Here is a 25481-nt window from a genome sequence, read left to right on the forward strand (position 1 = left end):
CCAATCGGCCTAGGCTTTTGCCATGTGTGGAAAATTTGCAGCCGGTCACCTGACACAGCGGGAAATGCTGGCAATTACCGAGTATTTTCTCTACGGCAAGGTCTCGCCTGATCTGCCCGAACAGCTGCCTTCGGGTGGGTACAATGTGTCTCCGACCAATCGGGTTGGCATGGTCCGTTGGGACGGCGACCGGGCCGAGCTGGCGACGGCGCGCTGGCAGATCAAGGACCCGCGCAGCAAGAAGCCGATGATCAATTCGAAGATCGAAAATGTCAGCTTCTGGCAGCAATACTGGAACAAGGGGCGCTGTCTTATTCCGGCGCTGGGATATTACGAGTGGCCCAAGGACCAGGGCCATGATTGCCCGGTCTACATCACGGTTCAGCGCAATGCCCCGGTGATGTTTTTTGCGGGGTTTTACAGGACTGATGACAGCAGCCATAGCTGCACTATCCTGACCCGGACACCCAGCCCGCAGATCGCGCATATTCACAACCGCATGCCAGTGATCCTGACCCCGGATGAGATCGAAAACTGGCTATCAGGCGTCACGACCGCGCAAGAGGCGCAGCAGTCGTTGGGCACGCAGTACGAAGGCCGGTTTGAATATCACACCGTCAAACCCATCAAACGCGGAGCTGAGGGCGAAGATATGATTGAGCCTTACACGCCCCCGGTCCAGACCGGGTTTGATTTCTGAAACAGCCGCAAAGTGCAGTGGCGCAATTCCAAAACAAAAAAGGCCGCCCAAATGGACGGCCTTTCGCATTTCAACCAGGTCGGGATTAGAAGCCCAGACCTTCGTATTTCTTCTTGAACTTCGACACGCGGCCGCCTGCGTCCATCAGGCGCGACGAACCACCGGTCCATGCGGGGTGCACGGAAGGGTCGATTTCCAGAGCCAACTGGTCGCCTTCGCTGCCCCAGGTGGATTTCATCTGAACCACAGAGCCATCGGTCATTTTGACGTTGATGACGTGATAATCGGGATGGATGTCTTTTTTCATCTTTCCGCTCCTTACGCCTCGGCGCCAGCCTTGGGCTTGTAGTTGGTGACTTCTGCGATACGCGCGGATTTACCACGGCGCGAGCGCAGGTAGTAAAGTTTGGCGCGACGAACGCGGCCACGGCGGACAACGGTGATGCTGTCGATATTGGTCGAATGCAGCGGGAACACACGCTCCACGCCTTCGCCAAACGAAATCTTGCGAACGGTGAACGAACCGGCGATGCCGCTGCCACCTTTGCGCGCGATGCAGACGCCTTCATAGTTCTGCACACGGGTACGCGACCCTTCGGTCACTTTAAAGCCGACACGGATGGTGTCACCGGCTTTGAAATCGGGGATGTCTTTCCCCAGGGCGGCAATCTGTTCCGCCTCAAGCTGTGCGATTAGGTCCATCGCAGTTACTCCTATATGCTCGCGGTTGGTCCACGAAGTTTGGGCACGGCCTGAGAGCTCTTGGTCTTCACCGGGTCCTGCGTACAGCCCGCCAGAGGTCAGATCGAATGTTCCTTTTGGTCCGGTCCGCCCTGTCGCGCCGTGGCCGAAGAAAGCCGGGCGTCACGTCAGGATGCAAACCAAAAAGCCGGAGTCGCGTAACGCCACACCGGATTGGGCTGCTTTACGGGCTTTGTGGGCGGGGATCAAGCCTTATTCTTGGTGAAACAGGTGAGTTTTTGCCACCCGTCAAATCCACCGTTGCCTTGTTCACCAGATCAGGCATTCTGGGGTTAATTATAAGAGCAGATATTTGATACAGGATCATAAGATGCGCAAAGCACTTCTGCTGGCCGTTATGGCGCTTGCACTTGTCTCATGTGGTCGCCGCGGCCCGCAACCTCAGGCGGTTGAGCCGCAGGCCTTCGCGGACACGACCCCGCCTTCGATCATCTACCCCGCCTTTGGTGACGCTGACCCGCACCCTTGGGAAGGTCGCCACCCCGGCCAGTACCCCGTGCACGGGCTGGATGTCTCGCGTTGGCAGGGGCCGATTGATTGGCGCACCGCGCAGAAGAACGGTGTCAGTTTTGCCTTCATCAAAGCCACCGAGGGCGGAGATTTTACCGACCCGATGTTCGACGAGCACCGACGCGGCGCACAAGCTGCCGGAGTGCCGTGGGGGGCCTATCACTATTACTATTTCTGCCGACCGGCCCAAGAACAGGCGCGTTGGTTCATCCAGAACGTGCCCAAAGGGGCCGACCTGCCGCATGTGCTGGATATGGAATGGACGCCCCATTCCAAAACCTGCACCCTGCGCCCTGATGGCCGAACCGTTCGGGCCGAGGCGCAGCGGTTCCTTGATATTCTCGAGCGCCACTATGGCCGACGCCCGATTGTCTACACGACGGTAGATTTCTACGGCGACACCGATATCGGACGACTTCCCAAAACCGAGTTCTGGCTGCGCTCGGTCGCGGGCCACCCGCGCAACGTTTATCCAGGCTCGGTCTGGCGGTTCTGGCAATACACCGGCACCGGGCTGGTGCCGGGGGTTCAGGGTAAGGTGGACATCAACACCTTCAACGGCACGCCGGAAACCTGGGCGTTGTGGAAGGCAACCCGTTAGTCTTAGCCCTTATCTTCTGATTTTCGATAGGCGTCCCACAGATCGGGCCGCCGTTCGCGGGTGATCTGTTCCGACATTTCATGACGCCAATCCGCAATGCGTCCATGGTGGCCTGACATCAGGATCTCGGGGATCGGGCGGCCTTTCCAGTCGGCGGGGCGGGTGTATTGCGGATGCTCCAATAAGCCAGAGGAAAAGCTCTCCTCCTCGGCTGAGGCCTGGTTGCCCAGAACGCCCGGGATCAGCCGCACGGTGGCGTCGATCAGGGCCTGTGCGGCGATTTCACCCCCGGTCATGACAAAATCACCCAAGCTGATCTCTTGCACGCCGTAGTGCTCCAGCACGCGCTCATCGACGCCTTCGAAACGACCACATAACAGGGTCATGCCATCGCAGCGAGCCAGGTTTTGCATCATTTTCTGATCCATCCGACGCCCACGCGGGCTGAGGTAGATCAACGGCCAGTTGCCCCGGATGCCCGCCATCGTATGCTCAATGGCCTCACCCAGCACATCGGCACGCAGCACCATGCCCGCACCGCCGCCCGCCGGGGTGTCATCCACATTGCGGTGCTTGCCGATCCCGAATTGGCGCAAATCCACAGTTTCCAACTGCCATAGCCCTTCTTGCAGGGCCTTGCCGGTCAGGCTTTCGCCTAGAACACCGGGGAAGGCAGATGGGAACAACGTGATAATCTTGGCCTTCCACACCCCGTGCAGATCGGGCGTCGGCGTCATCAACTCGCGCGGCTTCAACGTTGGACGGATGGCTTTGCGGCCATGGGACTTTCCGGGTTTATCTGTCATCTCGAGCCGATCAGATCATTTTGGGTGCTTTGAACCAAAGCCGTCTTTTGATCGATCAGCGCAGCATCGTCCAGATCGGATCGGTTCATTTCCAGCATCTGCTGCAAGACATCCTCGGGCAGGCGTGGGTTTGATCGGGTCGGGCCTACCAATTCGGCGGCTTTGTCCGCAGGCAGGTCAAGGAATTCAGCAAAAGTGCTTCCAAGCCCATGTCGCTGGCCCTGCAGGTCTTCCAGCCATTCGGTGCGGACCGAGACCGAGGGCAAACGGTCGCGCACAGCCGCCGCAGCAACCTGAGGCGACGGCACCGGTTCAAGTCTTGCGCGGAAAGCCTCAAAATCCTGAATTAGGCGCGAGCGTTGAAGATCATGTGCCCACAGGCTGCGCAGCCAGCTTCCGCGTTGGCGCAAGGAGTAGTAGATCGTGATATGCACCTCTTCCCCGGCAAACCGGTCGCGGATCAGGCCGACAAGGCACGAGGCAAGCTCGGGCGCGGCCTCATAGCCCACCGCGACATTGCGGCTGGGGCGCAGGCCCGAGAAGTTTTCTTCACTCAGAACCAGCCCGCGTTTCTGGCCGAATTCCAGCGAATTCAGAAAGTGCCGCATCTGATCCTTGAAATCGCTCATCGCGCCGGGGGTGCCGTAGACGGAATAGCGTGTGGCTGCTTCGGACAAGCCGGTTTTGCGGGTCCGATAGGGCAGGACCAACGCATGGTGCGGCCAGATCAGTGAGCGGTTTTCGAACAGAAAGGACTGTGCCGCCGTCGTCCCGGTCTTGTGCAGACCCAGATGCAGCAACACGCGGCGCATTACAGCAGGCCCTCGGGCGGATCAGCGATGATGCGGCCCTTGTCCAGATCAACGGTCGGAACGGATTCGAGTGTAAACGGCAGCAGCACGGTGGCCTTTAAGCCCGGACCGTGCAGTTCCAACAGATCCGCCGCGCCGTGATTTTGAACCGATTTCACCCGACCCAGCAGGGTGCCGCCGGTGTCATAAACCTCAAGCCCGATAAGGTCGGTGTGGTAAAACTCATCATCCGGCAGCGACGGCAATTGATCGCGCCGCGCGTAAAGGCGCAGGCCATTCAGCGCATCCGCCGCTTCCTTCGTCTCAATGCCACCCAGCCGGGCGGCAAAGCCGTTCTTGATCGCGCGGGTCAGCACCACCGGATAGCGCTCCTTTCCGGCTTCGTCGGTCAAGGGCGAATAGCCTTCGATATCCTCGGGGATGGCGCAAAAGCTTTTCAGCCGCACCTCGCCGCGCACCCCATACGAGCCCGCGATGCTGCCTACACAGATCAGATCACTCATTTCGACCATCCGTCACACATAGCCCGTCCCGCCATTGTCCGATCACCTCGCACGCCTCGCGCTGGTTCGAGCGTTCGAAGAATACGCCCACAATAAATGCGATCGCCAGCAGGATGGGAAGACGTAACAATCCGAACATGTCTAGCGCACCCCGATGGGCAGAGAGGTGTCTCTGCATTCCCAGCCGACCTGCTCCAGTTCCGGCGTATCGGATTGGGCCTCGGGCCAGCCCAAGCAGAAATATCCGATCAACCGCCAGTCCTCGGGGACATCCAGATCGCGCACCATCTGGTCCGGGTCGAGGATCGAGACCCAGCCCAGGCCCAAGCCTTCTGCCCGCAAGGCAAGCCAGAAGAGCGTGATGGCTGAGACGACGGAATAACGCCGCATTTCGGGCATAGTGCCTGCGCCGAGACCTTGACCTTTGTCGGTGGCATCGTCGCAAAACACGGCCAGCTGCACCGGAGCTTCTTTCATCCCGGACAGTTTCAACTGGCTGTACAGCTGCGCCTTTTCGCCGGAATACCCGCTCAGCGCCCGCTCGTTGGCCGCTTGGAAATTCTTCAGCGCCGCGTCGCGCGCGGCCTGACTTTCGATGCGGATCACGCGCCAGGGTTCGCTGAGCCCAACAGAAGGGGCCAGTCGAAACGCGTCGAGGCAGCGCGTAAGCACTGCCTCGTCAATTGCATCGGTGCGAAACCGGCGCACATCACGCCGGAGCCGCATCAACAGATCGAACTGCGTGCGAAAATCGTCGGAAAAGGCCTGATCCTGCACGCGCCCGACTGCTTATTCTTCTGCAGCAGCTTCTTCAGCCGGTGCAGCAGCCGCTTCGGCAGCTTCAGCAGCCTTGGCAGCTTTCTCTTCCGCGCGTTCCTGAGCTTTCTTGCCCGGAGTACCCTTGTTGGGGTTGTTGCGCTCGGCCTTGTCGCGTGCGCCAGCAGCTTCCAGCATACGTGCGATCCGGTCGGTGGGCTGTGCGCCCTGATCCAGCCAGTACTGGATGCGCTCCATGTTCATTTTCACGCGCTCTTCGCTGTCTTTCGGCAGCAGCGGGTTGTAGGTGCCCAGTTTCTCGATGAAACGGCCATCGCGGGGCATACGGCTGTCAGCCGCAACAATGCGATAGAAGGGACGTTTTTTCGAGCCGCCGCGGGCGAGACGAATTTTCATTGCCATGGTGGTATCTCCTTTGAATGGCGTATCCAGCGTGGTGCCGGTTTAGTTCTGGTGTTTCTTGTGGTGTCGGATGACTTCCTGAATGATGAAGTTCAGGAAAGCCTTGGCGAAATCGGGGTCCAGATCGGCCTCTTTCGCCAGGTCTTCTAACCGTGCGATCTGCGCGGCCTCGCGCGAGGGATCGGACGGGGGAAGGTCGTGTGCGGCCTTGAGTTTGCCCACAGCCTGCGTGTGCTTGAACCGCTCGCCCAGCGTATAGACCAGGATCGCATCCAGCCGGTCGATGCTTTCTCGATGGTCTTTCAACAGCGCAGCAGCCTGTGTCACGGGGTTGTTCATTGGCCGGTCCTTTCGGTGGTCAAATCAATCTGCGGATGACGCCAGATCTGAGCGTGCTTGCCCAAAAGCTCGGCTCTCTCAATCTCCAGCGTTGCGCCGAGGCGTTCGGCCAAAGCGCGCGAGCGGTCATTGGCATGGGCGATGTAGGAAATCACACCGTTCAGGCCCTGATGCCGAGCTGCATAGTCGCGTGCAGCCGCGGCGGCCTCAAAGCCCAGACCTTTGCCTTCGGCCTCTGCCATCAGGGTCCAGCCCAGCTCGGGCTCGGCCCAGCCGGGGACGTAAATCATGCCTGCCCATCCCACGAATGCGCCGCTGGCCTTTTCAGTCAGATGCCACAGACCATAACCGCGCAGCGCCCAATGACCCAATCTGTTCGAAAGAGAGCTCCAGCTTCCAAGCGCGTCCTTGGGACCACCAACCATATGGCTGCGCTCGGTCGCGTAGAACGCGGTCATCGCAGGCAGATCGTCCAGATGCGGCGCGCGCAGGATCAGGCGATCGGTTTCGACGGTGGGTATAGTGAACGAGGTCATGCGTATGCCTCCACGCCACCATTTACCAGATCGGCAGGCGCAGAATGACGCCAGACCTGCATCGCCCCGAAAGCCGGGTGTTCGAACATATATTCAAACTGCGCGCCCAGCCGTTCCGCGACAGCCTTGCTTCCCAGATTGTCCGGATCGATCAGCGAGATTGCGGTTTCCCAGCCCAGCACGTCATAGGCATGTGCACGTGCAGCCAGTGCCGCTTCGGTCGCATAACCCTTGCCGGTGGCGTGGTTCATCAGGGTCCAGCCAATTTCGGGCTCGGGCCAGCCGTGAGGGTTCCACAAGCCAACATGGCCTACATAGGTGCCGGTGTCTTTTTCCTCGACACCCCAGAAGCCATAACCACGCATCGCCCAGTGGCCTAACAGCATCGCAACAGCGCGCCATGTCTCATCCGGGCGTTTCGGGCCGCCGACGAATTTCGAGGCGTCGCTGGCAAAAAACTCTGCCTCAGCCTCAAAATCGGCCTCGCAAGGGGCCCGCAAGATCAGGCGTTCGGTTTCCAGCGTTGGTATGGCCATGGCAAGTGTCATGCCTGCACCTCGCCGTATCGCCAGACATGCTGGGTTGGGCCAAAGGCGCTTTCGGCAACGGCGTCGCGCGTTGCACCCAGACGCTGTGCCAATGCGTTCGAACGCGTGTTAGATTGCGAAACGTAACTTACGAACTGACCGGACCCGAGCAGATCGAAGCCAAAATCGCGAACAGCGCTGCACGCTTCGGTCGCGTAACCTTGCATGCGGAACTTGCGATCGAACATATAGCCAAGCTCGGGCTCGTGATCGTCCCATTCTAGGCCCAGAATGACGAAGCCAATGACCTGATCATCGTCGTTAAACGTGACGGTGAACAAGCCGTGACCATGCAAAAGCCAGCCTGATGTGTAGTAGGAAAACTCAGTCCAGGCGTCCTGCTCGGTATCGCCAAAGCTGTCCTTGCAGATCGAGGTCCAAACCGGCAGGTCGTCCAGAGTGGGCGCACGCAGAACCAGCCGCCGGGTCTGAATAACCGGCAGGGCCGCGCGATACTGCGCTGCTGCCATCGCCGCCTTTCCGGACGGGGGCTGGGTGCAGCGTGCTGACGTCACTTTTTCTTTCCAAAACCGCTCAACCCCGGGGGCAGGCCAATGCCGCCACCCATTCCGGGCAGACCGCCGGGCATCTTGCCGCCCATCGCTTTGGCGGCTTGTTCCAGCGCCTTGGGGTCCATGCCTGCAGCCATTTCCTCGGGGCTGGGGCCACCTTTGCCGAACATGCCTTTCATGGCCTGTTTCAGCATCTTGCCTTTGCCCATCTTGCCCATCTTTTTCATCATGTCGGACATCTGCCGGTGCATCTTGAGCAGCTTGTTGAGATCGCTGACCTCCATACCCGAACCGGCGGCGATGCGTTTCTTGCGGCTGGCTTGCAGCAGTTGCGGGTTGGCGCGTTCGCGTTTGGTCATCGACTGGATCAGCGCGATTTGCTGGCGCAGGATTTTATCGTCCAGACCGGCCTGATCCATCTGCTTGGCCATCTTGTTCATGCCCGGCATCATGCCCATCATGCCCTGCATGCCGCCCATCTGGATCATCTGCTCCAGCTGCATTTTCAGGTCGTTCATATTGAACTGACCTTTGACCATGCGCTTCATCATGCGCTCGGTCTGTTCCATCTCCATCGTTTCCTGGGCTTTTTCGACCAGAGCAACGATGTCGCCCATGCCTAGAATACGCCCCGCGATCCGGTCCGGCTCGAAGGTTTCGAGCGCGTCCATCTTCTCGCCCAGACCAACAAAGCGGATCGGCTTGCCGGTGACCGCGCGCATCGACAGCGCCGCACCGCCGCGCCCGTCACCGTCCATACGGGTCAGGACCACGCCCGAGATGCCGACCTTGGCATCAAACTCTTCGGCCACTTCAACAGCGACCTGACCGGTCAGGCCGTCGACCACCAGCAGCGTCTCACGCGGGTCGACCACGTTACGAACCTGCTCGACCTCGTCCATCAGGACTTCGTCGATATGCAGACGGCCCGCGGTGTCGAGCATGTAGACGTCATAGCCGCCCAGCGTTGCCTGTTGCTTGGCGCGCTTGGCGATATCAACCGGCGTCTGGCCGGGAACGATCGGCAGCGTATCTACACCAACCTGCGTGCCCAGGACCGCAAGCTGATCCATCGCCGCCGGGCGATAGACGTCCAGCGAGGCCATCAGGACCTTCTTGCCCTCTTTCTCTTTCAGGCGTTTCGCCAGCTTACCGGTGGTGGTTGTCTTACCGGAACCCTGCAGGCCGACCATCAGGATCGGGGCAGGCGGGTTGTCGATCTTCAGCGCGCCGGGGTCTTCTTCGCCACGCAGTGTATCAACCAACGCGTCGTGCACGATCTTTACGACCTGCTGGCCGGGCGTGATCGATTTGGTGACAGCTTGACCGGTCGCCTGTTCCTGTACTTTCTTGACGAACTCGCGCGCCACCGGCAGCGAGACGTCGGCCTCAAGCAGGGCAACGCGGACTTCGCGCAGGGCGGTTTTCACGTCTTCTTCAGACAGGGCACCCTGTTTGGTCAGCCGGTCAAAGACGCCGGAAAGGCGTTCGGATAGATTTTCAAACATGCCTTCGGCCTCCTTAGCCGGTTATCTGGTGGCGTGCCCTAGATAGGACGCGTCGGTTAAATGCACAAACGCCCCCACGGGCGAAACTCGCTGGTGGGGGGCGATCCCTGAACGACTCAAGGGACCGGAAGATCAAACGCTTCCGGATGTTGGCGGCGATTTAGGCCGATTGGCTGGCAGAGTCAACCTTGCGCGCCGGAAGCCAGTCATTGATCGCATCAACCAGCCGATGCGCGCCGCGCCCGCTGGAATAAGCCTCGACAATGGGATGCCGCCCGGCGCTCATGCCTTCATCCAGTATTAGGACAGGGCGATAGAGGGTCGATGTGCCATTGTCGCTACGCGAGGTCGTGCTTTCGGTTTCCGCGTGCGAGAGGTGCGAGAGCTCATGTTCCACCGCATCATATCCAAAGACTGACTGTCTGCGGATCAGGATGCTGTTTTTATTGCGATCCAGTATGACCTGCACGCGGCGGACAAAGGCGCAAAATGCACCAAAACCCATGCCTCCGCCGAATAGTGCGAAGAAAATGCCGAACAAGATACCCTCGCCACCTTCACTGGCCAAGAAGACGCCCGCGCCTACAAATGCCAGAATGAAGAAAACCAGCGTGATGCCGATGAACCATGGCGTATTGGACAGGATCAGTTGGCTCGGAGTGTTACGCGTGACTTTCATGGCGGCACGCTAGCACCGAATGCCGCGCCTGTCGTGGCTTGAATTTACCTGTCGGTTGGGCGATGAGCGCGCCATACGAGGAGGTTCCCATGGACGCATCATCTGCCTTTCAGGATACGTTGCCGATCAGCTCGGATGCGCTTTTGGCGCAGTTGGATGAATGGGGGCTGCCCTATCGGTTGCATACTCATATCCCGCTGCGCACCGTTGAGGATGCCATGGGGGTCGAGGGCCAGTTCATGGTGCCGGGTGAAAACACATTGCGGCTTAAGAACCTGTATCTGCGCGACAAGAAAAAGCGGAACTATCTGGTGACGCTGGAACAGAGCCGCGAGATCGACCTCAAGGCGCTGGGCGCGGAGTTGGGGGTTGGCAACCTGTCCTTCGGCTCGGCGGATCGGCTGTTCCAGAACCTCGGCATCCGCCCTGGCGCGGTCAGTCCGCTGGCGATGATCAACGGCGTTGAGAACAACGTTAAGTTCTTCATGGACGCCGCCGCGCAACAGGCCGATGTCATCAACATGCACCCTTTGGTCAACGACCGAACCGTCGTTTTGTCGCGCGAAGAACTGATGGTGTTCTTTGATAAGATCGGGTGCGAGATAAACTGGCTGCCGTGATCACCCTTCAAGCGCTTCGTTCAAAGCGGCAGCGACATGGGCGGCGGAGGGGTTGACGAACAGGTGACCGTCCGCCTCGAACACCGGATCGTCCAGATGATCGGGGAAAGCCAGAGGCAACTCGGTACAGGCCAGCAAGATCGCGGTTCCGGGTGTGGCGTGTTTGTTGCAGAAGGCCAGCAGGCGCGCATGTGCGGTGTCGGATGCGCCGCCGTAGAAATCACTGTCGATCATCGCCTGCATCTCGGCGATCTCAGGCTCGGGCAGGCGTGTGTTTGCCGTGATACCCTCGGCGGCCAGCCGGTCGGCATAGTTTGTGGCCTGCATGGTGACTGCGGTTCCAAGGACCAAAGCATTGGTGGCGCCGGTCGAGGCGGTCGCGTCGGCGGTTGCGTCAAAAATGCTGAGAATAGGCATGGAGACGCCTTCGCGGATCGCGTGAAGCCGCGCGTGTGGCGTATTGGAGGCGATGATGCCGAAATCGCAGCCTGCGTGTTCCAAAGTCAGCAGTGCTTCGCGGAACACCGCGTCGAAAGCGGCCCAGCTGTCTTCGTCACCGGCCACGCCGCGCAAGGCGCGGGTTTTGGCTTGGGTGACGGATTCGATGGTCATGGGTGGGATGGGCAGCGGCGATCCGTGGCCGCGTTCAGCAAAATACCGACCCGCGCCTTCAGCGATCGCCCGGTAGTAGTCGACAGTTGAGGCCCAGCCAACACCGCCCAATATTCCAATCTTTTTCATGTGAAATGCCCAGTCTGCCGATTTGCCTCGGCGCAGACTGGACGGTTCAAGGGGGGCAGGTCAATCAGGCTGCCAGTTTGGTGACAGCTTTCTGCGCATTGGACAGGGTTGTTTCGGGGTCCAGTGCCATGCGATCTGCGGCGATGACTTCGACATCATGGATGCCGATGAAGCCCAGAACATGGCGCGCATAGGTGGTGGCAAAGTCGATCTCGGAGCCCACCGCCGTACCGCCTGATGCAACAGCAAGGATGGCGCGTTTGCCTTCCAGCAGACCTTTCGGTCCTTCTTCGGAATAGGAGAATGTCAGACCGGCACGGGCGACCAGATCAATCCAGGCCTTGAACGCGGCGGGAACTGAGAAGTTGTAGATCGGCAGGCCGATGACGATCGTGTCGGCCTTTTGCAACTCGGACACCAATTCGTCCGACAGGGCCAGCAGGTCTTTCTGTACCGCGTCACGCTGTTCGGCGGGGGTGAAATTGGCGCCGATCCAGTCTTCGGTCAGCAGGGGCAGGGGGGTGGCCAGATCGCGGCGGATGATGCGGCTGGCGTTCAGGTGGCGAACCACGCGGTCGGACAGATCGCGGGTGGCAGATCCAGTGCGGCGGGCCGAGGCGTCGATATGCAGGATGGTTTTGGTCATTTCGGGGCGTCCTTTGTTGCGGAATTAGCTTCTGTTGCCCCAATATGGCTGTTGCGTGCATGAACAAAACTCGGATATATCAACAAGCATTGTTAGAATTTGCACATTGGATCAGATGCAATGGACAATTGGGATGAAGTGAGAACCGCCTATCAGGTGGCGCGCATGGGAACGGTCAGCGGCGCGGCGGATGTGCTGGGTGTGCACCACGCCACCGTGATCCGCCATATCGATGCGATCGAGGCACGGTTGGGCGTCAAACTATTCCAGCGTCACGCGCGTGGGTACACACCAACCGAAGCGGGTGAGGACCTGTTGCGGGTCGCGCAGGCAACCGAAGATCAGTTCAACCAGTTGGTCGGTCGCATGAAGGGGCGCGGAGACGATGTCTCGGGCGAGATCGTGGTCACCTCACTGGCCTCACTGGCCCCGCTCATCGTACCGACGCTGACCGAGTTCCAGCAGACCCACCCGGGATTGATCGTGCGCTATCTGACCGGCGACCGCCTGTTCCGGTTGGAATATGGCGAGGCGCATGTGGCGATCCGCGCCGGGGCCGCGCCGGATCAACCGGACAATGTGGTGCAGCCGTTCATTCCACAAGAGGTCGGACTATTCGCTAGCAAGGCCTATCTCGCGCGCCACGGCAAACCTGCAAACGTTGCAGATTTCGCCAATCACTACTTCGTGGGCAATGATGATGAAAACAGCCGCGCGCCGTTTTCCCGCTGGCTGCGTGCCAACGCGCCGGAGCAGGCGATCACTTTCCGCTGCACCAATAATTTCTGTATGCGAGAGGCTGTTCTGGCCGGTGCAGGCATCGGCTTTATGGCCCGTTGGGAGGCCGCGCGCGATCCCGATCTGGTCGAGGTGATGGCACCGTTGCCCGAGTGGTCTGGCAAGCTGTGGTTGGTGACTCATGTGGATCTGCACCGGACCACTAAGGTGCAGGCCTTCCTATCCTTCCTGAAAGATCAATCCAAGGGCTGGCTGCCGTGACACCGCAGGCGCGCGGCCATCTGGCCATGCTAACATTCTCGGCTTTGGTGGCGGGCAGTTTCTCGCTTGGCTCAATGGCGGCAAATGAGATCGCACCGTCGGCGATCACGGCAGCGCGCTTTGCGATTGCGGCGGTTGTGATCGGCATCGCTGCGATTGCCACAACGGGCATTCCGCGCAGCGCGGCTCGGGCACCATGGCGCTATCTGGTGCTTGGCGGATTGTTCGGAGCCTACTTTGTCCTGATGTTCTACGGATTGAAAACCGCTCCCCCGGTCAGCGCGGCGGCGGTCTTTACGCTGACCCCGGTCATGTCGGCGCTGGCCGGGTGGGTGCTGCTGCGCCAGATCACCACCCCACGCATGGCGCTGGCCCTGACGGTCGGTGCGGTCGGTGCGCTGTGGGTGATCTTCAGAGCGGATTGGCAAGCCTTTCAGGTCTTCGAGATCGGAGGCGGCGAGATCATCTATTTCTGGGGTTGCGCCGCGCACGCCGTCTATACGCCGATGATACGGCGATTGAACCGGGGCGAGCCTGCGGTGGTGTTCACCTTCGGTACGTTGGTTGCGGGGTGTTTGATCCTGACGGTCTGGGGCTGGTCCGATATCCGTGCAGTAGATTGGGGCAACCTTCCCGGGATTGTCTGGGTGACGCTGCTTTATATCTCGTTGTTTGCGACCGCCGCCAGTTTTGTACTGGTTCAGTTTGCAGCCCTGCGTTTGCCCGCGGCAAAGGTCATGGCTTACACTTACCTGACGCCCACCTGGGTGATCCTGTGGGAAATCGCCCTGGGACGTCCTGCGCCGACGGCATTGGTGTTGGTTGGTGCCGGGCTCACCGCTGTTGCGCTGTTGTTGCTGCTGAAAGGAGAAGACGCGCCTGCAAACACTCCGGTGCGCTCGAATTGAAGCTTGTGATATCTACCTGATGTGGCAGCCTGCCTGTCACCACCAAGGAGCTGGGCCATGAAAACAATGTCACTTATTCCCGCATTGCTGGCGCTGTCCGCCTGTGCCCCCGGTGGCGCGAAAGACGCTGCAGAGGCGGACCTGCAAGCCAGCTGCGAAGCTCTGGTGGGCGCCGAAACCGGCACAGGGCCTGATGGTGTCAAAGCGATGTCTACCCAGTCCAGCCCGACAGGCTCGGTCACCAGCGTATTCGTGGCAGGGGCCGAGGCTCCGTGGCTCTGTCGTGCCGACCCAACGGGGGTTGTGACCGGGGTGGAATATAGCCGCGAGGGCTGAGCCTGCCGTTTGGATCGTCCCGACGGGTCAGACTGGCGAACTGCCCGGGTCGACATATCTCAGGATCAGGAGGACGCCAATATGTTCAAACACATCATGGTCCCGGTCGACCTGCACTTGCCGCCCGAGGTCAAGAAAGCCACCGAGGTTGCCGCGCATTTGGCCAAATGGCAGGGCGCCAAAGTGACCATCGTCAGCGTCACCGGCCCACAGCCTGGGGATAGCCAACTGACAACAGACGCGATCAAACAAGAATTGCTGACCTGCGCCAATGAAATCGCGATGCAAAGCGGGGCGCAGGTGGACACACGCAACATTCATTCGGTTGATGTCGCGGTCGAGATCGACAAGGACCTGACCCACGCAGCAGAGGAAATGGGGGCCGATCTGATTGTTGTGGGAACCCATGCACCCCGGATCACAGACTATATCCTGTCCAGCCACGCGGGATATCTGGCCAAACACGCCAGCATGTCGGTCTTAGTTGTGCGTTAGGCCTCATCCGGGGGCAGTTCAACTTCAAGAAACCGCTCGAACGCATCCAGATTGACCGGTTCGAACTGTCCGAACCCCTGCATCCAAACCGAGGCCGCACGAAGCGCGTCGGGTTCAAGTTTGCACCACTTCACCCGTCCGCGTTTTTCCTGAGAAATCAGACCTGCTTTGGTCAGGATCACCAGATGCTTTGAAATCGCGGCCAGCGACATTTCGAACGGTTCGGCCACGTCGGTGACGGCCATGTCATCTTCCAGCAGCATCGCTAAGATGGCACGGCGGGTGGGATCGGCGAGGGCTGCGAAGACAGTGTCGAGGTCGTTGGACATGGTTCCGCTGAACCATAGCCTGTGAGTTTGGTCAACCATTTGGTTGAATATGCGGATTCAGGCTTATCCGCCCGGTCAGCGAATTATACGCCATCGGCAGGTTTCGCGTGGTCTGTAATATTATTATAAAAATCATATACTTAGCGACGTTCATGCTGCGGCTTCATTGCCGTTGACTCTGCGCCTTCAGCCCCTTAGCACCCTACCCAAGACTGTGCGAGGGAAACGCCCGTGACCGAAGATGACCAAAAGCAGCGTATGGCGCAGCTGGAGGCCAAGATCGAAGCGGCGAAAAAGGCCAAAGCGCCGAAACCTCGTGCGGATGCTGACGTATCCGGAGGCGAGCTTGCCTGGAGGATGGTCATCGAAATGGTTTCCGGTCTGGGGATCGGATTTGGCATCGGATACGGGCTGGACAGCCTGCTCGGGACGATCCCGATCTTTCTGGTGCTGTTCACATTGCTGGGCCTTGTCGCGGGCGTGAAGGTTATGCTCCGCAGCGCGAAAGAGGTTCAAGAGAAACAAGCGGCCGCAAGCGCGACCGAGAAGGACGAGAGGGACTGAACGTGGCAACCGAGACCACCGCAGAAAAAGGCAGCAGCCTGGCTTTCCATCCAATGGACCAGTTTATCGTCAAGCCGTTGTTCGGCGACGGTGCGATTGCCTGGTACACGCCCACAAACGTGACCCTGTGGCTGTTCCTGGCGATTGCCGCGATCTTTGCCCTGCTGGTTCTCAGCACGTCCAAGCGCGCCATTGTTCCGACGCGGATGCAGTCGGTGGCCGAGCTGGCCTATGGTTTCATCTACAAGATGCTGGAAGACATCTGCGGCAAGGAAGGCGTCAAGTACTTCCCCTATGTCATGACCCTTTTCATGTTCATCGTCTGCGCGAACTTCCTGGGCATGTTGCCCATGTCCTTCACCACCACATCGCATTTCGCCGTGACCATCCCGCTGGCGCTGGCCGTGTTCCTGACCGTGACCGTTTTGGGTTTCGTCAAGAACGGCGCTGCGTTCTTGGGCTTGTTCTGGGTCTCCAGCGCGCCGCTGGCGCTGCGCCCTGTTCTGGCGATTATCGAGCTGATCTCGTACTTCGTACGCCCGGTCAGCCACTCCATTCGTCTTGCCGGTAACGTCATGGCAGGCCACGCGGTTATCAAGGTGTTCGCAGGCTTTGCCGCGATTGCCGTGATCTCGCCTGTGTCGGTTCTGGCGATCACCGCAATGTATGGCCTTGAGGTCCTCGTGTCCTTCATTCAGGCCTACGTCTTCACCATTCTGACCTGTGTGTATCTGAAAGATGCGCTGCATCCGTCGCACTAAGGTCCGAACCCCCAACATCGAAACTTCCAAATCGTAAGGAGAATTCTCATGGAAGGCGATCTCGCACACATCGGCGCAGGCCTGGCAGCAATCGGTTCCGGCGCAGCCGCAATCGGGGTGGGCAACGTTGCAGGCAACTTCCTGGCAGGCGCCCTGCGCAACCCTTCGGCGGCTGCTTCGCAGACCGCAACCCTGTTCATCGGTATCGCGTTCGCAGAAGCGCTGGGCATCTTCGCATTCCTGGTCTCGCTGCTGCTGATGTTCGCCGTATAATCTGCGGAACCTGATCCTTACGCGCAGATGGGCCCAAGCCATAGCGGCCCATCTGTTGTAAAGACAACGTTCCGACGGAGGACATCATGGCGACTGAACCCATTGCTGAAGAAGTAGTAGGCACATGCGTTGATTCCAGCGGCTACGCCGTCGGGATGCCGCAGCTCTGCTTCGATTGGTTCCCCAACCAGATTTTCTGGCTGGTCATCACGCTGGTCGTCATCTTTCTGGTCCTGTCCCGCGTGGCTCTGCCCCGCATCGCGGCAATCCTGGCTGAACGCCAGGGGACCATTACAAATGACCTGGCTGCGGCCGAAGATCTGAAGGCCAAAGCGGTCGAGGCCGAAGAGGCCTATAACAAAGCGCTGGCCGATGCCCGTTCTGAGGCTCAGCGTATCGCAGCGGAAGCCCGCGCCGAAATCCAGTCTGGTCTGGATGACGCGATTGCCAAGGCGGATGCGGAAATCGCTGCAAAGGCGGCTGAATCGGAAAAGGCAATTGCCGAAATCCGTGCCGGTGCGCTGGAAAGCATTCAAGTGGTTGCCAAGGATACGGCGGCTGAACTGGTCACAGCACTGGGCGGCGAGGCGGATGCCAAAGCCATCAACAGTGCAGTAGATGCGCAGACGAAAGGATAAGTGACATGCGGAACACTCTTGCCCTTATCCTGACCGTTGGTGCCGCCAGCCCCGCGCTGGCCGCAAGCGGCCCGTTCTTCTCGCTTGCCAACACTGACTTTGTCGTCACTCTGGGCTTCATCGTCTTTATCGCGGTCCTGTTCTACTTCAAGGTCCCCGGTATGATTGGTGGTGCGCTGGACAATCGCGCCGAAGGTATTCAAGCCGAGCTGGACGAAGCCCGCGCCCTGCATGAAGAAGCACGCAGCCTGTTGGCCTCGTACGAGCGCAAGCAGCGTGAAGTGCAGTCTCAGGCAGACGCCATCGTAGCCGCAGCCAAAGAAGATGCGGCTTTGGCGGCAGAGCAGGCCAAGGTTGATCTGGAAAAATCCATCGCGCGCCGTTTGGCCGCGGCGCAGGATCAGATCGCATCGGCCGAGGCTTCTGCAGTTAAAGAAGTTCGCGATCAGGCCATCACCGTAGCGGTTTCGGCAGCCAACGCCGTGCTGGCCAAACAGATGACCGCAACGCAGGCGAATAAGTTGATCGATGCATCCATCGCGGATGTGGGTGAAAAGCTACACTGATCGCCTGGATCATATGATTTGAAAAACCCGAGGGCCTCAGGCTCTCGGGTTTTTTCTTTTTGTGGCTCCCAGTTTGAAGGATCAGACCTCTCCAGTCTCGTGCTTCAAACGCTGTTGCGCGATCTCTTCATTGCGCAGGGCCTTCTGCTGATCGGCCATGCAGCTTTTGACAAAGTTCAGATGATCTTCGACCGCCTTCCGTGCCCCTCTCGGGTCGCGGTCCTGCAGGGCTGTGTTGATGGCGCGGTGCTGGTCCAGAATTGCGTCGCGGGTGGTGCGTTGCTGGAACATGATCTGTCGGTTGTAGAATACGCCCTGCCGCAGCAGATCGAACATCGACCGCATCATATGCAGCATCACCACGTTATGACTGGCCTCGATGATCGCCATATGGAACTGGGCGTCCAGATGCGCCTCTTCTTCGGCTGCATTGCGGGCGTGGGCGTCTTCCATCTTGTCCAGTATGGTCTGCACCACCTTCAGATCGCTGCCCGAGCCCATGCGGGCGGCACGCTCAGCCGCTAGACCCTCCATGTCACGCCGGAATGAGAGATAGTCGAACACTGCCTCGTCGTGATTGCCGAACAACCGGATCAAAGCTGGCGCGAAGGCCGAGCCCAGAACCTCGGCCACATAGATGCCCGATCCGGCCTTGGCAGTCAGCAATCCCTGCTCCTGGAGGTCCGAGATTGCCTCGCGCAGCGACGGGCGCGACACGCCCATCCGCTCGGCCAGCTCCCGTTCTGAGGGCAGGCGTTCTCCGGGGCGCAGAATGCCGCGCAGGATCAGCAGTTCGATCTGGCGCACAACAGCCAGTGACAGTTTTTCGGTTTGAACTTTTTGAAAAGGCATGTGGCTACCACTTGGAATTGGTCAAATCACTTGACCACGTTTGTAAGGGGCGTTCAAGTCGCTCACAGAGGTTGAAACATTAGGTCAGAATTATTGACATAAGAGGCGCGTTGCCTAATCTGCGACCCAAGGGCGGAGGAGGCCCCCTACGATGGATCAGCTCTACGCCACCCGAACCGCTCGGATGAAGGCTTCCGAAATCCGCGAATTGCTGAAACTGCTGGGCGAGCCCGGTATCATTTCCTTCGCAGGCGGTATTCCCGACCCCGCTTTGTTTCCAGCAGAGGCTTTCGCCGAAGCGTTTCAAAATGCGCTTGGCCCAGATCAACAGGCGCAGGCGCTGCAATATTCGGTCAGCGAGGGCTATGCCCCGCTGCGTGAATGGCTGGCCGACCATATGCGTGGGATCGGCGTTACGTGCGGAATCGACAACATCCTGATCACCTCAGGCTCGCAGCAAGCGCTGGATTACTTGGGTAAGTTGTTCTTGTCACCGGGTGATACTGCGTTGGTTGGGTGGCCCACATATCTGGGCGCGCTCAATGCGTTTGACGCTTATGAGCCACGCTTTGACCAGCTTAGCATCAATGGCAATCGCGGGGCTGCCGAATACCAGGCCGCCGCCGGCAATAGCCCGATCAAATTCGCTTATCTCTCCGCCGATTTTGCAAATCCGACTGGTGAGACGGTCGATCTGCGGGGCAGGGAGGCGCTGCTCGATCTGGCAGATGAATTGGATTGCGCAGTGATCGAGGACGGAGCCTATCAGGCGCTGTGCTATGACGGCGATCCGATCCCTCCGATCCTCGCGTTAGAACAGGCGCGCAAGGGATCGATCGAGAACTGCCGGACGATCTATTGCGGCAGCTTCTCGAAAACTCTTTCACCGGGGTTGCGGCTGGGTTGGGTGGTTGCAGCAAAACCGGTGATCTCGCAATTGGTGCTGCTGAAACAGGCGGCTGATCTGCATTCTTCTACGATCAACCAGATGGCGGTGTATCAGGTGGCACGGGATCGCTTTGACACTCATGTCCCCATGCTGCGCCAGACCTATGCCGCGCGCCGCGATGCGATGCTTGAGGCGCTCAAAGAACACATGCCCAATGGCGTCGACTGGACCCGACCCGAGGGCGGCATGTTCATTTGGGTCATTCTGCCCAAGGGAATGAACGGCGCCGACCTGCTGGCGAGGGCGCTGGAAACGTTCAAGCTGGCCTTTGTCCCTGGTCAGGCTTTCTATCCCGACGACACCGGGTCCAATACCATTCGACTGAGTTTTTCCAACTCGGATGAGAACACGATCCGCGAGGGTATACGCCGGTTAGGAGAAGTGTTGCGCGCCTGTACCGGGGAAAGGTTTCATTAACCATATTGTCGCTAATAAAGCAGCATGATCCGCGTGCTCGCTTTCCTGTGCCTCGCCGCCTGCTCGGGTGGTACACCCTATTTTCGCGACTTGCCCGCAACGCGCGTCGCGGTGAATGGCAGTATCTTCGACGTCCGCGTCCGCAATGAACTGGCCGAGGCCGTCCGCGTGAACCCGCAATACGCGCCGCGTCTGGGTCCGATCCGTGACCAGGCCGCGCTGGCCATGGCACAGGTCTCGGGTTGCCCGCTTCTGGACGTTCTTGGCGATGCGGCCGTCACTGTGGGCGTGCTGGGCTGCGACCAGGAACTGGGGGAAAAACTGATTTTCGGCGCACTCCTTCGCCGTCCCTATGAATGCGTTGATTACGGATATTACGAAGACTACGGATATCAGGTCTTTGAATGCTCGCCTTACTGAGATACGCGAGACTCCGCGTAGTTTTGCCAAGATGTTGTGGATAACTTGGTCCAATCTCCCATATCCTGCGCAATCACGTTGACACCTCCCCCATCCGTTGCGCAGACTTCTTACCCATAGGAATCATACCAAGAGCAGCCATTGCGCTTTAGCAAACTCAAACTGACCGGCTTCAAAAGCTTCGTGGACCCGACCGATCTGATCATCGCGGACGGGCTGACCGGAGTGGTTGGTCCGAACGGCTGCGGCAAGTCCAATCTGCTGGAAGCGTTGCGCTGGGTGATGGGTGAAAACCGTCCCAAATCCATGCGCGGTGGCGCGATGGAAGATGTGATCTTTGCGGGCGCTGCCACTCGGCCTGCGCGCAACTTTGCCGAGGTGGTCCTGACCATGGACAACTCGGAACGTTTGGCGCCATCCGGCTTCAACGACAGCGACCAGTTGGAAATTGTCCGCCGCATCACCCGCGATGTGGGCAGTGCCTACAAGACCAACGGCAAGGACGTGCGCGCCCGCGACGTTCAAATGCTGTTCGCGGACGCCTCGACCGGTGCGCATTCGCCTGCGCTGGTGGGGCAAAACCGCATTGCCGAACTGATCAACGCCAAACCCCGCGCACGACGTCGCATTCTGGAAGAGGCCGCCGGCATCTCCGGGCTTTATCAACGCCGCCACGAGGCAGAACTGAAACTGAAAGGCACCGAGGCCAACCTGACCCGCGTGGATGACGTGCTGGAACAATTGGGCGGGCAGTTGGCACAACTCGCCCGTCAGGCCCGGCAGGCGGCGCGGTATCGCGAGATCGGCGAGCTGTTGCGTCAGGCCGAAGGGATGCTGCTATATCGCCGTTGGAAAGAGGCCGACATGGCCCGTCAGGCGGCCGAGGAAAAGCTACGCGACCGGATCACCGAAGCCTCTCGCGCCGAGGCATCCGCCCGTGAATCCGCCGCCAAACGCGCTGAGATCGAGGAAACCCTGCCGCCCCTGCGTGAGGAAGAGGCCATCGCCGCAGCCGTCCTGCAGCGCCAGCAGGTGCAGCGCGATCAGCTGTCGGATCAGGAAACCCGCGCACGCCAGACGATCGAGACTCTGACCAACCGTATCCAGCAATTGGGCAACGACATCGAACGCGAATCCGGTCTGAACCGGGACGCGGGTGAGATGATCGAACGGCTCGAATGGGAGGCCCGCGAGCTTGCAAAAGCCGCCGATGGCTATGACGAAAAGGTCGCTGAAGCTGCTGAAGTTGCGCGCGAGGCCGCGTCGGTGTTGCAGGATCGCGAAGATCACCTGTCGCAGGAAACCGAAGACATGGCCCGTCTGGTGGCCCGCCACCAATCGGCGCAACGACTGGTTGAAGACAGCCGCAAGACACTGGCTCGTTCCGAGGGCGAGGAAGAAAAGGCCCGCGCCGCCGTGGACGAGGCGCGCAATGCCCTTTCCCGTGCCAGCGAGGCGTTCGAGACCGCGCAAGAGGGTGAGGAAGAAGCCCGCGAAGCTGCTGAGGCAGCGGAAGAAGCACTGGCCGCCGCCGACGAACTGCGCAACGACACGCAGGCGCGTGAGGCCGAGGCCCGCGCCAAACGCTCCGAGGCCGAGGGTGAACTGGGCGCGATAAGGGCCGAGACCACCGCGCTGGCCAAGCTGGTCGAACGCGACACGGCTGAGGGTGGGCAAGTGCTCGACATGCTGCGGGTGGCAACGGGCTTTGAAAAGGCATTGGGGGCTGCGCTGGCGGATGACCTGCGTGCACCGTTGGTCGAGGGCGACGGACCTTCAGGTTGGGTGCAGGTAGCGGGCTATGACAGCGACCAGCCCTTGCCCGACGGGGCCGAGCCGCTGGCGTTGCATGTGTCCGGCCCCGACCGCCTAAGTCGCCGTATTGCGCAGATCGGTCTGGTCGATGCGGATCAGGGCGCGCGCCTGCAGGCGTCGTTGAAACCGGGTCAACGCTTGGTCTCACGCTCGGGAGATTTGTGGCGCTGGGACGGATTCCGCGCCTGGGCCGAGGATGCACCAAGCGCTGCCGCCCTGCGTTTGGAACAGCTCAACAAGCTTGAGGCGCTGAAACAGGAACTGACACGCACCGAGGCGCAGGCCGACGGCGCGCGCGCCGCGCATGAAGCGCTGTCGCAGCAACTGGCCGACGTCACCGAAGCCGACCGCCGCGCCCGCGAGGCCCGCCGTGCCGCGGATCAGCGCATGGCGGAAACCGCGCGGATGCTCAGCCGGGCTGAGGCGGATCGAAATCTGGCGCAGGGCAAGCTGGAAACACTGACACTCGCGGTCGACCGTCATAAGGAAGACGCCATGTCCGCCCGTGCACAACTGCGTGAGGCTGAAGGCGCGTTGACTGGCCTGGGCGATCTCGACAGCGCCCGCGCGCAGGTCGAGGACATCAAGCAGACGGTCGAGGCGGCGCGGATCACCATGCTGACCCACCGCTCGACGCATGATGAATTGCGCCGCGAGGGCGAGGCGCGCACCCGGCGCACGCAGGAGGTGACTAAGGACCTCAGCGGTTGGCGGCATCGTCTGGAAACGGCGGAAAAGCGGATATCGGAACTGGCCGAACGCAAGGAAGGCTCGGAAGAAGAACTGACGGAGGCGATGGCGGCCCCCAGCGAAATCGCCGAGGCACGGGAAGAACTGAACGAGCTGATCGAAACCGCTGAGGCTCGGCGCGCCGAAGCCGCCGACAAGTTGGCCGAGGCCGAGACCCAGCAGCGCGAGGTGGTTCTTGCCGAGCGCGAAGCCGAACGTCTGGCCTCGGAGGCGCGCGAAAGCCGCGCGGCGGCTGAGGCGCGTTGCGACGCCGCCAAGGAAAGCGTAGTCGCCGCAGCAGAACGCATTGCCGAGGATCAGCAACTGACGCCGAACCAGCTGCTGAACCAACTGGACGTGAACCCTGACCAGATGCCCGCCGCCGACGCACTTGAAGCCGAAGTGAACCGCCACAAGCGTCAGCGCGACGCCATGGGCGCAGTGAACCTACGGGCTGAAGAGGACAGCAAAGAAGTTCAGGAAGAATTCGACACGCTGAACGGCGAAAAGGCCGATCTGGAGGAGGCGATCAAGGCCCTGCGCAGCGGCATCGCCAGCCTCAACCGCGAGGGTCGCGAACGCCTGCTGACCGCGTTCGAGCAGGTGAATTCCAACTTCGCCATGCTGTTCAAGCACCTGTTTGGTGGCGGTGAGGCCAATCTGGTCATGGTCGAAAGCGACGATCCGCTGGATGCGGGCCTTGAGATCATGTGCCAGCCGCCGGGCAAAAAGCTCTCGACTCTCAGCCTGCTTTCGGGCGGCGAACAGACCCTGACCGCGACGGCGTTGATCTTTGGCGTGTTCCTTGCCAACCCCGCCCCGATCTGTGTGCTGGATGAGGTCGACGCCCCGCTGGACGATGCCAACGTCACCCGCTTCTGCGACTTGCTGGACGAGATGTGCCGCCAGACCGATACGCGTTTCCTGATCATCACCCACCACGCGGTGACCATGGCGCGGATGGACCGTCTGTTTGGCGTGACGATGCAGGAACAGGGCGTCAGCCAGCTGGTCTCGGTCGACCTGAAAAAGGCCGAGCAGATGGTCGCCTGAGCGATCACCGCAACGTTATGACCCATTCCCGGCTTGCCGGGTTAGGGTAGCGTATGACCCGATCACTGATCTTTTTTCTGCTATGCGCCACCCCACTTGCGGCCGCCGAATGGGCCACTAAACCCGGAGACCAGCCGCTTTCTCCGCAAGAGCTTGAGGCTTTGGCGGGCCAGACTCTGACATTCTATGATGACGGTCAGTCCAAATACTCGGCCGGAGGGGCCTATTCCTATACCTATGCCAGCGGAGAATCCGCCTTTGGCACCTATTCCATCGCCGGGGACGGCAGTGTTTGCATCGCGTATCGCAATGGGTTCAGTCGATGCGACCTATATGTCCGCAGTGGTGAGCGGTTGATCCTGATCGACGAGAAAGGCGATCGCTATCCGGTCAGAGCGAGTAATTGATCTGTTATTCCCGATCTATTGGTAAATTTGATAGAGGCTTTGAGTAAAAACGGAAGAAAACGGGATAATCATCGTCAAATCAAGTTGTAGAATGCCCTGGATCGAAAAACTGATGGGGATGCCAAATGTGCCGTTTTTTGGCTTGGGTTGGGGAGCAGCGATATCTGGATGAATTGATTCAGGAGCAAGAGCAATCGCTTGTCATTCAAAGCCGCAACGCGTTGATTGGGAAGACACCAATCAATGCCGATGGGTTTGGACTGGCCTGGTATTCTGATCGCGAAACGCCCTGTTTCTACAAGGACACTCATCCCGCGTGGTCCGATGCAAATCTCAAACAACTGGCTCATCACACACGATCACGACTGTTTTTGGCCCATGTAAGAGCGTCGACAGGCACTGCGACCTCGCGCAACAACTGTCACCCATTTGGATTTGGCAAATGGAGCTTCATGCACAATGGCCAGGCTGGAGGGCATGACCAAATCCGGCAGCAGCTCGATGCTATGATCCCGGCACATTTATACGGGCACCGAATGGGTGCGACAGAAAGTGAAGCGATCTTTTTGATTGCTCATGGCGAAGGTCTGGATTCAAATCCGATCGACGCAATGGCACGGGCCGTGGGGCGGGTGGAAGCGCTGTCCCGACAATGCGGATCGTCGCCTTATATGCGGTTCGCTGCGTGCTGGTCAGATGGCAGCCGTGTATTTGCGGCGCGCTATGCGTCTGATCGTTATGCACCCAGTTTGCATTACCGGGCCTCTGAAGACGGGATAGTGATATCTTCCGAGCCGCTTGATGCAGACAGTGACGGCTGGGTTGAAATACAGCCCAATACCGCCATCGTCACAGAAGGCTCGCTGGTATCTATCCATGCGTTTGATCCGTCAGTGAAACGTGAACCTGCAAAGGTTGCCTAGGCGCTG

35 protein-coding genes are annotated in these 25481 nt (G+C 59.8%); 17 read left to right on the plus strand and 18 right to left on the minus strand.

The window, feature by feature from the left end; all coding sequences use genetic code 11:
- The first annotated feature begins 22 nt into the window (after window positions 1–22).
- Window positions 23–700, plus strand: coding sequence for an SOS response-associated peptidase (locus ACR0I1_RS16800; protein ID WP_170513355.1), 678 nt, complete (start codon window positions 23–25; stop codon window positions 698–700).
- Window positions 701–785: 85 nt separating this feature from the next.
- Here ACR0I1_RS16800 and rpmE read toward each other — a convergent pair whose 3' ends face one another.
- Entirely contained in the window at window positions 786–1007 is a 222-nt protein-coding gene (gene rpmE, locus ACR0I1_RS16805) for a 50S ribosomal protein L31 (RefSeq protein ID WP_170392669.1), read from the minus strand.
- An 11-nt stretch (window positions 1008–1018) separates the two neighbouring features.
- A complete protein-coding gene (rplS, locus tag ACR0I1_RS16810; RefSeq protein WP_170328369.1) occupies window positions 1019–1402 on the minus strand; it encodes a 50S ribosomal protein L19 in 384 nt (127 codons plus the stop codon).
- Window positions 1403–1772: 370 nt separating this feature from the next.
- Here rplS and ACR0I1_RS16815 point away from each other — a divergent pair, with 370 nt between their 5' ends.
- Window positions 1773–2573, plus strand: coding sequence for a glycoside hydrolase family 25 protein (locus tag ACR0I1_RS16815; protein ID WP_170402409.1), 801 nt, complete (start codon window positions 1773–1775; stop codon window positions 2571–2573).
- A 2-nt stretch (window positions 2574–2575) separates the two neighbouring features.
- Here ACR0I1_RS16815 and trmD read toward each other — a convergent pair whose 3' ends face one another.
- The 12 genes from trmD to ACR0I1_RS16875 form a co-directional block, all read right to left on the minus strand.
- Window positions 2576–3379 carry a tRNA (guanosine(37)-N1)-methyltransferase TrmD gene (gene trmD / locus ACR0I1_RS16820; protein WP_170392667.1) on the minus strand — a complete coding sequence of 268 codons (804 nt, stop codon included), beginning with the start codon at window positions 3377–3379 and terminating at the stop codon, window positions 2576–2578.
- On the minus strand, window positions 3376–4191 hold the full coding sequence (locus ACR0I1_RS16825; protein ID WP_480707371.1) for a hypothetical protein: 816 nt from the start codon (window positions 4189–4191) through the stop codon (window positions 3376–3378). Before ACR0I1_RS16825 ends, trmD begins: the two co-directional genes overlap by 4 nt.
- Window positions 4191–4694 carry a ribosome maturation factor RimM gene (gene rimM / locus ACR0I1_RS16830; RefSeq protein WP_480707372.1) on the minus strand — a complete coding sequence of 168 codons (504 nt, stop codon included), beginning with the start codon at window positions 4692–4694 and terminating at the stop codon, window positions 4191–4193. The genes ACR0I1_RS16825 and rimM overlap by 1 nt, the downstream gene beginning before the upstream one ends.
- Entirely contained in the window at window positions 4687–4833 is a 147-nt protein-coding gene (locus ACR0I1_RS16835) for a hypothetical protein (protein ID WP_170392664.1), read from the minus strand. Before ACR0I1_RS16835 ends, rimM begins: the two co-directional genes overlap by 8 nt.
- Window positions 4834–4835: 2 nt before the next feature.
- Entirely contained in the window at window positions 4836–5471 is a 636-nt protein-coding gene (gene bluB / locus ACR0I1_RS16840) for a 5,6-dimethylbenzimidazole synthase (protein WP_480707373.1), read from the minus strand.
- A gap of 12 nt (window positions 5472–5483) precedes the next feature.
- Window positions 5484–5873 carry a 30S ribosomal protein S16 gene (gene rpsP, locus ACR0I1_RS16845; RefSeq protein ID WP_010437590.1) on the minus strand — a complete coding sequence of 130 codons (390 nt, stop codon included), beginning with the start codon at window positions 5871–5873 and terminating at the stop codon, window positions 5484–5486.
- Between the two features lie 42 nt (window positions 5874–5915).
- The gene (locus ACR0I1_RS16850) at window positions 5916–6212 is read right to left on the minus strand and encodes a chorismate mutase (protein WP_170392662.1); all 297 of its coding nucleotides are present in this window, start codon (window positions 6210–6212) and stop codon (window positions 5916–5918) included.
- On the minus strand, window positions 6209–6748 hold the full coding sequence (locus tag ACR0I1_RS16855) for a GNAT family N-acetyltransferase (protein ID WP_170513361.1): 540 nt from the start codon (window positions 6746–6748) through the stop codon (window positions 6209–6211). Before ACR0I1_RS16855 ends, ACR0I1_RS16850 begins: the two co-directional genes overlap by 4 nt.
- Window positions 6745–7296 (minus strand): GNAT family N-acetyltransferase, encoded by a 552-nt coding sequence (locus ACR0I1_RS16860; RefSeq protein WP_480707374.1) that lies wholly within the window; start codon window positions 7294–7296, stop codon window positions 6745–6747. The genes ACR0I1_RS16855 and ACR0I1_RS16860 overlap by 4 nt, the downstream gene beginning before the upstream one ends.
- Window positions 7293–7805 (minus strand): GNAT family N-acetyltransferase, encoded by a 513-nt coding sequence (locus ACR0I1_RS16865; protein ID WP_480707375.1) that lies wholly within the window; start codon window positions 7803–7805, stop codon window positions 7293–7295. Before ACR0I1_RS16865 ends, ACR0I1_RS16860 begins: the two co-directional genes overlap by 4 nt.
- 41 nt (window positions 7806–7846) lie before the next feature.
- Window positions 7847–9355, minus strand: coding sequence for a signal recognition particle protein (gene ffh, locus ACR0I1_RS16870; protein WP_480707376.1), 1509 nt, complete (start codon window positions 9353–9355; stop codon window positions 7847–7849).
- Between the two features lie 160 nt (window positions 9356–9515).
- Window positions 9516–10034, minus strand: a complete 519-nt coding sequence (locus ACR0I1_RS16875; RefSeq protein ID WP_170802233.1) for a hypothetical protein — start codon at window positions 10032–10034, stop codon at window positions 9516–9518.
- Between the two features lie 89 nt (window positions 10035–10123).
- Between ACR0I1_RS16875 and ACR0I1_RS16880 the strand changes: the two genes are divergently transcribed.
- Window positions 10124–10654: a prolyl-tRNA synthetase associated domain-containing protein gene (locus ACR0I1_RS16880; RefSeq protein WP_480707377.1), complete on the plus strand. Its 531-nt coding sequence runs from the start codon at window positions 10124–10126 to the stop codon at window positions 10652–10654.
- Here ACR0I1_RS16880 and ACR0I1_RS16885 read toward each other — a convergent pair whose 3' ends face one another.
- Together ACR0I1_RS16885 and ACR0I1_RS16890 are read right to left on the minus strand one after the other, a co-directional pair.
- The gene (locus ACR0I1_RS16885) at window positions 10655–11395 is read right to left on the minus strand and encodes an aspartate/glutamate racemase family protein (protein WP_480616295.1); all 741 of its coding nucleotides are present in this window, start codon (window positions 11393–11395) and stop codon (window positions 10655–10657) included.
- 64 nt (window positions 11396–11459) lie between these two features.
- Window positions 11460–12041, minus strand: a complete 582-nt coding sequence (locus ACR0I1_RS16890; RefSeq protein ID WP_170648517.1) for an NAD(P)H-dependent oxidoreductase — start codon at window positions 12039–12041, stop codon at window positions 11460–11462.
- A gap of 120 nt (window positions 12042–12161) precedes the next feature.
- On the opposite strand from ACR0I1_RS16890, the gene ACR0I1_RS16895 reads away from it, so the two are divergent.
- The 4 genes from ACR0I1_RS16895 (at window position 12162) to ACR0I1_RS16910 (ending at window position 14779) form a co-directional block, all read left to right on the plus strand.
- On the plus strand, window positions 12162–13040 hold the full coding sequence (locus ACR0I1_RS16895; RefSeq protein ID WP_170609772.1) for a LysR family transcriptional regulator: 879 nt from the start codon (window positions 12162–12164) through the stop codon (window positions 13038–13040).
- Window positions 13037–13948 (plus strand): DMT family transporter, encoded by a 912-nt coding sequence (locus tag ACR0I1_RS16900; protein ID WP_480707378.1) that lies wholly within the window; start codon window positions 13037–13039, stop codon window positions 13946–13948. Before ACR0I1_RS16895 ends, ACR0I1_RS16900 begins: the two co-directional genes overlap by 4 nt.
- Before the next feature lie 57 nt (window positions 13949–14005).
- Window positions 14006–14284, plus strand: coding sequence for a hypothetical protein (locus ACR0I1_RS16905; RefSeq protein ID WP_170425150.1), 279 nt, complete (start codon window positions 14006–14008; stop codon window positions 14282–14284).
- Between the two features lie 81 nt (window positions 14285–14365).
- Complete coding sequence (locus ACR0I1_RS16910) at window positions 14366–14779, plus strand: universal stress protein (protein ID WP_170565112.1); 414 nt, start codon at window positions 14366–14368, stop codon at window positions 14777–14779.
- Here the strand turns inward: ACR0I1_RS16910 and ACR0I1_RS16915 are convergent.
- Window positions 14776–15108, minus strand: coding sequence for an ArsR/SmtB family transcription factor (locus ACR0I1_RS16915; RefSeq protein WP_170392649.1), 333 nt, complete (start codon window positions 15106–15108; stop codon window positions 14776–14778). The genes ACR0I1_RS16910 and ACR0I1_RS16915 overlap by 4 nt on opposite strands.
- A gap of 231 nt (window positions 15109–15339) precedes the next feature.
- Here ACR0I1_RS16915 and ACR0I1_RS16920 point away from each other — a divergent pair, with 231 nt between their 5' ends.
- The 5 genes from ACR0I1_RS16920 to ACR0I1_RS16940 all read left to right on the plus strand — a co-directional run bounded on the left by ACR0I1_RS16920 (window position 15340) and on the right by ACR0I1_RS16940 (window position 17910).
- Window positions 15340–15672 (plus strand): AtpZ/AtpI family protein, encoded by a 333-nt coding sequence (locus ACR0I1_RS16920; RefSeq protein WP_170392648.1) that lies wholly within the window; start codon window positions 15340–15342, stop codon window positions 15670–15672.
- A gap of 2 nt (window positions 15673–15674) precedes the next feature.
- Entirely contained in the window at window positions 15675–16433 is a 759-nt protein-coding gene (locus ACR0I1_RS16925) for a F0F1 ATP synthase subunit A (protein ID WP_170392647.1), read from the plus strand.
- A 48-nt stretch (window positions 16434–16481) separates the two neighbouring features.
- Window positions 16482–16706: a F0F1 ATP synthase subunit C gene (locus ACR0I1_RS16930; RefSeq protein ID WP_005981269.1), complete on the plus strand. Its 225-nt coding sequence runs from the start codon at window positions 16482–16484 to the stop codon at window positions 16704–16706.
- A gap of 86 nt (window positions 16707–16792) precedes the next feature.
- Window positions 16793–17344: a F0F1 ATP synthase subunit B' gene (locus ACR0I1_RS16935; RefSeq protein WP_170392646.1), complete on the plus strand. Its 552-nt coding sequence runs from the start codon at window positions 16793–16795 to the stop codon at window positions 17342–17344.
- A gap of 5 nt (window positions 17345–17349) precedes the next feature.
- Window positions 17350–17910 carry a F0F1 ATP synthase subunit B gene (locus ACR0I1_RS16940; RefSeq protein WP_170609767.1) on the plus strand — a complete coding sequence of 187 codons (561 nt, stop codon included), beginning with the start codon at window positions 17350–17352 and terminating at the stop codon, window positions 17908–17910.
- Between the two features lie 81 nt (window positions 17911–17991).
- Here the strand turns inward: ACR0I1_RS16940 and ACR0I1_RS16945 are convergent, their stop codons facing one another.
- Entirely contained in the window at window positions 17992–18762 is a 771-nt protein-coding gene (locus ACR0I1_RS16945; RefSeq protein ID WP_170733729.1) for an FCD domain-containing protein, read from the minus strand.
- 151 nt (window positions 18763–18913) lie between these two features.
- On the opposite strand from ACR0I1_RS16945, the gene ACR0I1_RS16950 reads away from it, so the two are divergent.
- The 5 genes from ACR0I1_RS16950 to ACR0I1_RS16970 all read left to right on the plus strand — a co-directional run bounded on the left by ACR0I1_RS16950 (window position 18914) and on the right by ACR0I1_RS16970 (window position 25475).
- Window positions 18914–20128 (plus strand): aminotransferase-like domain-containing protein, encoded by a 1215-nt coding sequence (locus tag ACR0I1_RS16950; protein ID WP_480707379.1) that lies wholly within the window; start codon window positions 18914–18916, stop codon window positions 20126–20128.
- A gap of 24 nt (window positions 20129–20152) precedes the next feature.
- Window positions 20153–20548 carry a hypothetical protein gene (locus ACR0I1_RS16955; protein WP_480707380.1) on the plus strand — a complete coding sequence of 132 codons (396 nt, stop codon included), beginning with the start codon at window positions 20153–20155 and terminating at the stop codon, window positions 20546–20548.
- A 141-nt stretch (window positions 20549–20689) separates the two neighbouring features.
- Complete coding sequence (locus ACR0I1_RS16960) at window positions 20690–24145, plus strand: chromosome segregation SMC family protein (RefSeq protein WP_480707381.1); 3456 nt, start codon at window positions 20690–20692, stop codon at window positions 24143–24145.
- Between the two features lie 53 nt (window positions 24146–24198).
- Window positions 24199–24552 (plus strand): hypothetical protein, encoded by a 354-nt coding sequence (locus ACR0I1_RS16965; RefSeq protein ID WP_170625094.1) that lies wholly within the window; start codon window positions 24199–24201, stop codon window positions 24550–24552.
- Between the two features lie 125 nt (window positions 24553–24677).
- Window positions 24678–25475 (plus strand): class II glutamine amidotransferase, encoded by a 798-nt coding sequence (locus ACR0I1_RS16970; RefSeq protein ID WP_170425170.1) that lies wholly within the window; start codon window positions 24678–24680, stop codon window positions 25473–25475.
- Window positions 25476–25481: the final 6 nt, after the last annotated feature.

This window comes from Ruegeria sp. B11, assembly GCF_056539785.1.